Source organism: Pseudomonas sp. NPDC088429, from assembly GCF_044753305.1.
Taxonomy (GTDB): Bacteria; Pseudomonadota; Gammaproteobacteria; order Pseudomonadales; family Pseudomonadaceae; genus Aquipseudomonas; species Aquipseudomonas rustica.
Window position 1 is genome coordinate 1 of sequence record NZ_JBIVMX010000111.1, and the last position, 8,416, is coordinate 8,416.

General features: G+C 58.4%; 9 protein-coding genes. 4 read left to right on the forward strand and 5 right to left on the reverse strand.

Annotated elements, in window-relative coordinates:
- Both ACIP66_RS27550 and fadD2 read right to left on the reverse strand, forming a co-directional pair.
- The coding region (locus ACIP66_RS27550) for an AMP-binding protein (protein WP_400652328.1) at positions 1–803 on the reverse strand (803 nt) is incomplete at its 3' end.
- A gap of 348 nt (positions 804–1,151) precedes the next feature.
- A complete protein-coding gene (fadD2, locus tag ACIP66_RS27555) occupies positions 1,152–2,840 on the reverse strand; it encodes a long-chain-fatty-acid--CoA ligase FadD2 (protein WP_400652331.1) in 1,689 nt (562 codons plus the stop codon).
- A gap of 199 nt (positions 2,841–3,039) precedes the next feature.
- Between fadD2 and ACIP66_RS27560 the strand changes: the two genes are divergently transcribed.
- Complete coding sequence (locus ACIP66_RS27560) at positions 3,040–3,984, forward strand: lysophospholipase (RefSeq protein ID WP_400652333.1); 945 nt, start codon at positions 3,040–3,042, stop codon at positions 3,982–3,984.
- A 42-nt stretch (positions 3,985–4,026) separates the two neighbouring features.
- Positions 4,027–4,497 (forward strand): MaoC family dehydratase, encoded by a 471-nt coding sequence (locus tag ACIP66_RS27565; protein WP_053123003.1) that lies wholly within the window; start codon positions 4,027–4,029, stop codon positions 4,495–4,497.
- 140 nt (positions 4,498–4,637) lie between these two features.
- Here ACIP66_RS27565 and ACIP66_RS27570 read toward each other — a convergent pair whose 3' ends face one another.
- Entirely contained in the window at positions 4,638–5,105 is a 468-nt protein-coding gene (locus ACIP66_RS27570; RefSeq protein ID WP_038369175.1) for a PA2169 family four-helix-bundle protein, read from the reverse strand.
- A gap of 205 nt (positions 5,106–5,310) precedes the next feature.
- On the opposite strand from ACIP66_RS27570, the gene ACIP66_RS27575 reads away from it, so the two are divergent.
- Both ACIP66_RS27575 and ACIP66_RS27580 read left to right on the forward strand, forming a co-directional pair.
- Positions 5,311–5,547: a DUF3820 family protein gene (locus ACIP66_RS27575; protein ID WP_003213031.1), complete on the forward strand. Its 237-nt coding sequence runs from the start codon at positions 5,311–5,313 to the stop codon at positions 5,545–5,547.
- A gap of 28 nt (positions 5,548–5,575) precedes the next feature.
- On the forward strand, positions 5,576–6,757 hold the full coding sequence (locus ACIP66_RS27580; protein ID WP_400652339.1) for an aminotransferase class V-fold PLP-dependent enzyme: 1,182 nt from the start codon (positions 5,576–5,578) through the stop codon (positions 6,755–6,757).
- 5 nt (positions 6,758–6,762) lie between these two features.
- On the opposite strand, the gene ACIP66_RS27585 is transcribed toward ACIP66_RS27580, so the two are convergent.
- Positions 6,763–7,488 carry an intradiol ring-cleavage dioxygenase gene (locus ACIP66_RS27585; RefSeq protein ID WP_159812807.1) on the reverse strand — a complete coding sequence of 242 codons (726 nt, stop codon included), beginning with the start codon at positions 7,486–7,488 and terminating at the stop codon, positions 6,763–6,765.
- 305 nt (positions 7,489–7,793) lie between these two features.
- Positions 7,794–8,414 carry a bifunctional 4-hydroxy-2-oxoglutarate aldolase/2-dehydro-3-deoxy-phosphogluconate aldolase gene (locus ACIP66_RS27590; RefSeq protein WP_400652342.1) on the reverse strand — a complete coding sequence of 207 codons (621 nt, stop codon included), beginning with the start codon at positions 8,412–8,414 and terminating at the stop codon, positions 7,794–7,796.
- Positions 8,415–8,416: the final 2 nt, after the last annotated feature.

Consider the following 8,416-nt stretch of genomic DNA (forward strand, 5'->3'; position numbering starts at 1 on the left):
AAGGTGAACGCATAGATGTGGTACAGCTGCATCGGCGTGATCAGGATCTCGCAACCTTCATTGAGGTTCGAGCCCATCAGCGCCTTGCATTGCAGCATGTTGGCGACGAGGTTGCGGTGGGTGAGCATCGCGCCCTTGGCCACGCCGGTGGTGCCGCCGGTGTATTGCAGCACCGCGACATCGCCGCTGTGCGGGTTGGCTTCGGCCACAGGCTGGCCTTGGCCTTTGCTCAACGCGTCATTGAACTTGATGGCTTTCGGCAAGTGATAAGCCGGCACCATTTTCTTCACGTACTTGATGACGCTGTTGATCAGCAGGCGCTTGACCGGCGGCAACAGGTCGGCAACTTCGGTGACGAAAACGTGTTTGACGCCGGTTTTCGGCACCACGGTTTCGGCCAGGTGCGCCATGTTCGCCAGGCAAACAAGGGCTTTGGCACCGGAGTCGTTGAATTGGTGTTCCATTTCCCGCGCGGTGTACAGCGGGTTGGTGTTGACCACGATCAGCCCGGCACGGATGGCACCGAAGACGGCCACCGGGTACTGCAGAACGTTGGGCAGTTGCACGGCGATTCGATCACCGGGCTGCAAGTCGGTATGCTGTTGCAGATACGCGGCAAACGCACCGGACAATTCGTACAGTTCACCGTAGGTGATTGTCTTGCCCAGGTTGCTGAAAGCCGGTTTGTTGGCGAAGCGTTGGCAGGACTGCTTCAACACTGCCTGAATATTCGGGTACTCATCTGGATTGATGTCGGCAGCAATTCCAGCGGGGTACTTATCCTTCCAAAAGTCTTCGTTCATGGAAGCCCACTCCTCAGCAACGCGAATTCTTCACCGCATTTGATGCGATTATTATTGGTGTGTGTTTTGTATTGGTGAATCTGGCTTTTTGATAGGCCGAGAAGTCACAAAGCGCGCCGAGAGTAGCAGCTTTGCCGAGGGTCGACTAGAGCCAAGAGCGGCCCATACAGTCATATTTATGACTCAAGACTTGCTAACAGTCATTTTAGAGCAAAAATCCTAGAAAACCTTTAAACCCCCGCAAAACGGGGGCTTCAAAGCAAAAGATCGCAGCCTTCTGCAGCTCCTACATTGGAATACGTTTCCTGTAGGAGCTGCCGAAGGCTGCGATCTTTTTGTTTTCAGGCGTTAAGCGATATCGCGCAACTCACGTCGCAGAATCTTCCCGACCGGCGTCATCGGCAACGACTCGCGCAGCACGATGTGCTTCGGCACTTTGTACGCGGTGAAATTCTCTTTGCAGTACGCCTTCAGCTCTTCCAGGCTGACGCCGGTTTCCCGCGCCACCACAAACAGCTTCACCGCCTCGCCCGAACGCTCGTCCGGCACGCCGATCACCGCGCAGTTGGCGACTTTCGGATGGGCCATCACCACGTCCTCGATCTCGTTCGGGTACACGTTGAAACCGGAGACAATGATCATGTCCTTCTTGCGATCGACGATGCGCACGAAACCGTCCGGATCGATTACCGCGATGTCGCCGGATTTGAACCAGCCTTCAGCATCCAGCACTTCGGCGGTGGCCTCAGGTTTGTTCCAGTAACCTTTCATGATCTGCGGGCCCTTGATGCACAACTCGCCCCGCTCGCCCATCGGCTGTTCAACGCCGTCGTCATTGATCACTTTCAACAACGTGCCCGGCACTGGCAAACCGACCGTGCCGAGGCGCGACTGATCGCCGTACGGGTTGGTGCAGGCCACCGGCGAGGTTTCGGTCAGGCCGTAGCCTTCGGTGATGCGGCAACCGGTCATCTGCTCCCAACGCTCGGCGGTGGCTTTGACCAGCGCGGTGCCGCCGGAGTTGGTGAGTTTCAGGCTGGAGAAATCCAGGGTCTTGAAATCCGGGTGATCCATCAGCGCAACGAACAGTGTGTTCAGCCCCAGCAACGCCGAGAAACGCCAGTTCTTCAGCTCTTTGATGAAGCCGGCAATGTCGCGCGGGTTGCTGATCAATACGTTGTGGTTGCCCGAGACCATCATGCACATGCAATTCGCGGTGAACGCATAGATGTGGTACAGCGGCAGCGGCGCGATCATCACCTCCTGACCTTCGCGCAGCAGTGGCTGACCATCCGGCCCGAGCTGCGCCAGACACGCGCGCACTTGCTGCATGTTCGCCACCAGATTGCCGTGGGTGAGCATCGCGCCCTTGGCCAGACCGGTGGTGCCGCCGGTGTATTGCAGCACGGCGATGTCGTCGAGGCTGACCTTCAACGGCTTGATGCCCAAGCCCCGGCCCATGCGCAGCGCACTCTTGAAGGAGATCGCCTGCGGCAGCGAATACGCCGGCACCATTTTTTTCACTTTGCTGATCACGGTGTTGATCAGCCAGCCTTTGGCGGAGGGCATCAAGTCGCCCATCTTCGCTTCGATCAGGTATTGAATGTCAGTGTCGGGCAGCACTTCCTGGACTTTCTGGCCGAACATGTTCAGGTACACCAACGCACGTGCGCCGGAATCCTTAAACTGGTGACGCATTTCCCGCGCGGTGTACAGCGGGTTGGTGTTGACCACGATCAGCCCGGCGCGCAAGGCACCGAACACGGCAATCGGGTAATGCAGGACGTTGGGCATCTGCACGGCGATGCGATCGCCCGGCACCAGATCGGTGTGCGCTTGCAGGTAACCGGCGAAAGCGGCGCTCTGACGTTCGAGCTCGGCGTAAGTCAGGGTCACGCCCATGTTGCTGAATGCCGGGCGATCCGCGAACTTCTTGCAGGAGCGCTCAAACACCTCGATCACCGACTTGAACTCACCCATGTCGATGTCCAGCGGTACGCCGGCCGGGCGTTTGTCGTTCCAGAAATCAGGTTGCATTGTTCTTGTCCTCTTTACCTGAGCCGATCCGGGCCGCTTTCTGTCATTTCTGAAAAAGCGGAGCTTCACGGACACTAGCAGTTATGGCCATTGAGGCAAATACAGGCAAAGCCGTCATTGATCGTGTGAATCTTCCTGCCGTGGCGTGGGCTGATCAGACGCGCTATACAATGTTCCGACTCTGAGCAAAGGAATCGCCATGATCCACCACACCCTATGGCTGGACGCGAGTGACCGCAGCCGCCTGTTCGTCAACCAATGGCTGCCCGCAGCGCCGTTGAAAGCGGTGATCCTGCTGGCCCACGGCATGGCCGAACACAGCGGCCGCTATGCCCGTTTGGCCGACACGTTTTGCGACAAAGGTTATGGCGTTTACGCGCCGGATTTGCGCGGACATGGCAAAACTGCCGAACACGGTACGCTCGGACATTTCGCCGACGACGATGGCTGGTGCAAGGTGCTGGGTGATTTGGCGAGCCTCAATCAACACATCGGCCAGCAGCACCCCGGCGTGCCCATCATCCTGCTCGGCCACAGCATGGGCAGCTACCTCGCGCAGGCCTATCTGCTGCACCACAGCGCCAGTTTGCAGGGTGCGATTCTCAGCGGTTCGAACTTTCAGCCAGTGGCGCTTTATGGCGCGGCACGGCAGATCGCCCGACTGGAAAAACTGCGTCAGGGCGGCAAGGGGCGCAGTGCGCTGATCGAGTGGTTGTCGTTCGGCTCGTTCAACAAAAAATTCAAACCGGTGCGCACGCCGTTCGACTGGCTCAGCCGCGATCCGGCTGAAGTCGACCTGTACGCCAACGACCTGTTGTGTGGCTTTCGCTGCACCAATCAGCTGTGGATCGACTTGCTCGGCGGCTTGCAGCAAATCAGCAAAGCGTCCAATCTCGCCCAGATCAACCCGGGCCTGCCGTTGCTGGTGATTGGCGGCGAATGTGATCCGGTGAGTGAAGGCAAGCGTCTGACTGATCTGGCCAACGCTTTGCGCTCGGCCGGCAGCCAGAACCTGCAACTGCAGATCTACCCGCAGGCGCGGCACGAATTGTTCAACGAAACCAATCGCGATGAGGTGATTGCCGATGTGCTGGCCTGGATCGATCAGGTGCTCAGCCATCCGCGCCCGCAACGCAGCGAATAATTTTTTGTGGATTTATTTAATCCGTCACAGGAATCAAGACCGATGACCCAGGTTACCAACATCCCTTACGAAGCCCTTGAAGTCGGCCAGACCGCCAGCTACAGCAAGACCGTCGAAGAGCGTGACATTCAGCTGTTCGCCGCGATGTCCGGCGACCACAACCCGGTGCACCTGGACGCCGAGTTCGCCGCCGCCAGCATGTTCAAGGAGCGCATCGCTCACGGCATGTTCAGTGGCGCGCTGATCAGCGCTGCCGTGGCGTGCGAAATGCCTGGGCCGGGCACTATTTATATCGGTCAGCAGATGAGTTTTCAGAAGCCGGTGAAGATCGGCGACACGCTGACGGTGCGTCTGGAAATCCTCGAGAAGCTGCCGAAGTTTCGCGTGCGCATTGCCACTCGCGTGTTTAACCAGCGTGATGAGTTGGTGGTGGACGGTGAGGCGGAGATTCTGGCGCCGCGCAAGCAGCAGACGGTGACGTTGCCTACTTTGCCAGCGATCAGCATTGGCTGATTGAAAAGATCGCAGCCTTCGGCAGCTCCTACAGGGGAATGCGTTCACTGTAGGAGCTGCCGCAGGCTGCGATCTTGTGCTTTCAAAACACCCATAAAAAAACGCCAGACTAGCTGGCGTTTTTTGTTACTGGCGTACGCTTACGAGCGTGCGCGAGCCTGGTTACGCAGGGCTTTCACCTGGTCGTGGTTGCGTTGTACGCCGTGGTACTGACGTTCAACCAGGTCACGAATGCCCACCAGGTTGTGCTTGTTGATTTTTTCCAGTGCTTCTTTGTAAGCCTTCAGCGCATGGTCTTCACCACGTTCGGCTTCGTTCAGCACAGCCTCTTCGTCTTTGCCGGTGAACATCGCTTTAACGTCGACCCAGCGACGGTGCAGATCACCGCTGACGCTGGTGGAAGTTTCCGGATCGCCGCCCAGTTTGCGAACTTCAGCTTGCAGCTCAGCTGCAGCGGTAGCGCAATCGGCAGAGCGGGTCACGAACAGGGTTTTCAGTTCTGGGTGCTTGATATCTTCAGCGCAAGTCTTGAACCCTTCCTGACCGTCCTTGCTGGTTTCAATCAGGTCATTGAGTACAGAGATGGCTTCTTTATTCATGTCGGTCATTTTTCAATTCCTTGCGATCGGTGGAAGATGCAAGGGATATTGCAGTGTGCGTGCCAGTTTTTACTCAGAAAGAAAACACATATAAATCAACAACTTAAAGATAAATGAACTATCTGTATTGCGGTTATTTGCATGATCTGTCATTTGGCCTGCATGCAGAATGCCTGTATTTTCCAATCTGATTTGAAGCCAGACGATCCTTTTGATGAATCCCGAAAAACTCGAACTGCTGATTACCCGAGAAATGCCCTTCGGCAAGTACAAGGGCCGGATCATCGCCGACCTGCCAGGCCCTTACCTGAACTGGTTCGCCCGTGAAGGTTTCCCGCACGGCGAACTCGGCGGATTGCTTGCACTGATGCAGGAGATCGACCATAACGGTTTGTCCGAGCTGCTCGAACCGCTGCGTGCCAAACATGGCAAACCCGCCCCGCGCCACTGAAACGCCCTCCTCTATAGAGCCAGCCGCCATGCCCGATAACACCCTGCGCGCCCGTGATGAAGCTTTTTGGCAAATGTTTGTCGGCCGCTATGACGTCCAACCCGGCCCGATCAATCTGGAGAACGGTTACTTCGGGCGCATGTCGCGCACGGTGATCGAGGAGTACCAGCGCAACATCGAGCTGATCAACACCAGCAATTCGGTGTACGTGCGCCAGCGCTACGAGCAATACGACAACCTCGACATCCGCGCACAACTGGCGGAGCTGATCGGCGTGCGCGCGCAGAGTGTGGCGTTTACCCGTAATGCCACTGAAGGCCTGCAATCGCTGATTCGCAACTACAACCGCCTGCAACCCGGCGATCAGGTGCTGATCTGCGACCTCGAATACGACACGGTCAAAGGCGCCATGCGCTGGCTAGGCAAGCATCGCGGGGTCGAAGTCATCGAGATTGACCACGCGCATCCGGCGACTTTCGAGAGCCTGCTGGCCACCTACCGCGAAACCTTTATTCGTCACCCGAAACTGAAACTGATGGCGCTGACGCACGTCACCCATCGCACCGGTCTGGTGATGCCGGTGCAGGCCATCGCCGCGCTGGCCAAAGAGCATGGGATCGACATCATCCTTGATGGCGCCCACGCCCTCGGCCAGATCGAGTTCGACTTCGAAGCCCTCGGCATCGCCTTCGCCGCGTACAACCTGCACAAATGGATCGGCGCACCGCTGACTCTCGGTTTCCTCTATATCGCTCCGCAGCGGCTGGCCGATATCGACCCTGACATGGGCGAGATGCACTACCCGGTCAACGATATCCGCTCGCGCACCTCGTACAGCACACCGAACATTCCGGCGCTGATGACCTTGCCGCTGGTGTTCGAAGAGCATCGCTCGCTCGGCGGCGCAGCGGCCAAAGGGGCGCGAATCAATTACCTGCGCAACCTGTGGGTCAGCGCCGTGCGCCAGTTGCCGGGCATCGAAGTGATGACGCCAGACGACCCACGCTTGTATTGCGGGATCACTGCGCTGCGTTTCACTCGCCATGACAATCAACAGGCGATGGCCGAGCGTCTGCTCAACGAATACAACCTGTTCACCGTGGTGCGCACCGGCGCCGCGTGCGGGCCGTGCATTCGCATCACGCCGGGGCTGACCACCACCGCTGCCGAGATGCAATTGCTGACGCGCGCGCTGAACGAGCTGCGCTGAATCGCCTAAACGGTGTATTTGTCGAAGTCCTCGGGTTTGATCTGCGACGACACCGCAAAGGTGTCGATGCCGATGGTCAGGTGGCCGAAGAAACCGTCCTCGTGGGAGTCGCGGCCGATCGGCCAAACGGTCAGGGTCGACGCCTCGCCGCCCATGTCGGCAAAGAAACTGTCCTGAGTATTGTTCAACGCTGTTGAGGCGCGACCGCGATAGGCTTTGGCGTTGAGCACCGAGCGCGACACTACTTCGGGGAAATACAACTGACCGACCCACGCCACGTTGCGCTCTTCGAGGTACTCGGTACCTGTGACCATGCGCACCGCCACATGGATGTGCAACGCACGACCGGCGTAGAACCCCGGATAAATCGTGGTAAAACGCGCCCTGCCCTTGTGATCACAGAACTGACTGCCGCGCAGGTAGGTGTCATCGTCGGTGCGCGGGATCGAACCGATGGCTTCGGCGTCGACTTCGAGATCCGGGTTGATCCGGCTCCAGCCCGAGTACGCACCGCGAGCGTTGCAATGCCAGATGTCCACCAGCGCGCCGCTCACCGGTTCACCGGTCATGGCATCGACGATGGTCAGGCGTAGCAGCAGCGGCAAGCCTTCCGCACCTTCGCTGATGTTGCGGCGCAACAGTTGCGGGTTGCGAAAATACGGCCCGGCGATTTGCTCGGGCGCCAGTTGATACACCGGGTTCGGTGAGGGTGTTGCAGCGTCTCGATCCATGATGCGTTCTCTCTTCCATAAGAGAACGCAGATTAGCGCCACGCAATCGCCTGTGTGCGGTAACTATGTATCGCGTCGTAACTCCAGGCTGCGATCTTTTGGCCTAGCCATTTGAAAGCAAGATCAAAAGATCGCAGCCTCGTTGCACTCGACAGCTCCTACATCGCATCCCGTATCAACGCCCTGTAGGAGCTGCCGAAGGCCGCGATCTTTTGATGTTGGCTTTTCTGGGGGCAAAAAAAAACGGTGCGCCGACCGAGCGCACCGTAAAGCCGTAGAACACACAACGAAGTGTTTGGTAACAATCAGTCCAGCAGCGCCAAAGCCTCAGCGGTGCATTCCTGAATGCGGGCCCAGTCGCCGTTCTTGATCCACTCCGGATCAAGCATCCAGCTACCGCCCACGCACATGACGTTTTTCAGCGCCATGTAGCTTTTGATGTTGGCCGGGCCGACGCCGCCAGTCGGGCAGAATTTCACTTCACCGAAGGGACCGCCGAGGGCTTTGATTGCTGCGACGCCACCGCTGACTTCAGCCGGGAACAGCTTGAAGCGGCGATAGCCCAGACCGTAGCCTTCCATGATGCCGGAGGCGTTGCTGATGCCCGGCAACAGCGGAATCGGGCTGTCGACGCTGGCTTCCAGCAGGTCACGGGTAATGCCTGGGGTGACGATGAATTGCGAGCCGGCAGCTTCGGCCGCCGCGAGCATGTTGCGATCGAGCACGGTGCCGGCACCGGTCATCAGTTCCGGACGCTGGTCGCGCAGGATCTGAATGGCCTTGAGGCCGAACTGCGAACGCAGGGTCACTTCCAGCGCGGTCAGACCACCGGCGGCCAGGGCGTCGGCCAGTGGCAGCACGTCCTGTTCGCGCGCCAAGGTGAGCACCGGCAGGATCCGCGCCTTGGCGAAGAGGCTGTCGCTCAGGG

Coding starts and splice junctions, on each gene's coding strand:
- fadD2 (WP_400652331.1), bottom strand. CDS start 2,840: ATGCAACCTGATTTCTGGAACGACAAACGCCCGGCCGGCGTACCGCTG.
- ACIP66_RS27560 (WP_400652333.1), top strand. CDS start 3,040: ATGATCCACCACACCCTATGGCTGGACGCGAGTGACCGCAGCCGCCTG.
- ACIP66_RS27565 (WP_053123003.1), top strand. CDS start 4,027: ATGACCCAGGTTACCAACATCCCTTACGAAGCCCTTGAAGTCGGCCAG.
- ACIP66_RS27570 (WP_038369175.1), bottom strand. CDS start 5,105: ATGACCGACATGAATAAAGAAGCCATCTCTGTACTCAATGACCTGATT.
- ACIP66_RS27575 (WP_003213031.1), top strand. CDS start 5,311: ATGAATCCCGAAAAACTCGAACTGCTGATTACCCGAGAAATGCCCTTC.
- ACIP66_RS27580 (WP_400652339.1), top strand. CDS start 5,576: ATGCCCGATAACACCCTGCGCGCCCGTGATGAAGCTTTTTGGCAAATG.
- ACIP66_RS27585 (WP_159812807.1), bottom strand. CDS start 7,488: ATGGATCGAGACGCTGCAACACCCTCACCGAACCCGGTGTATCAACTG.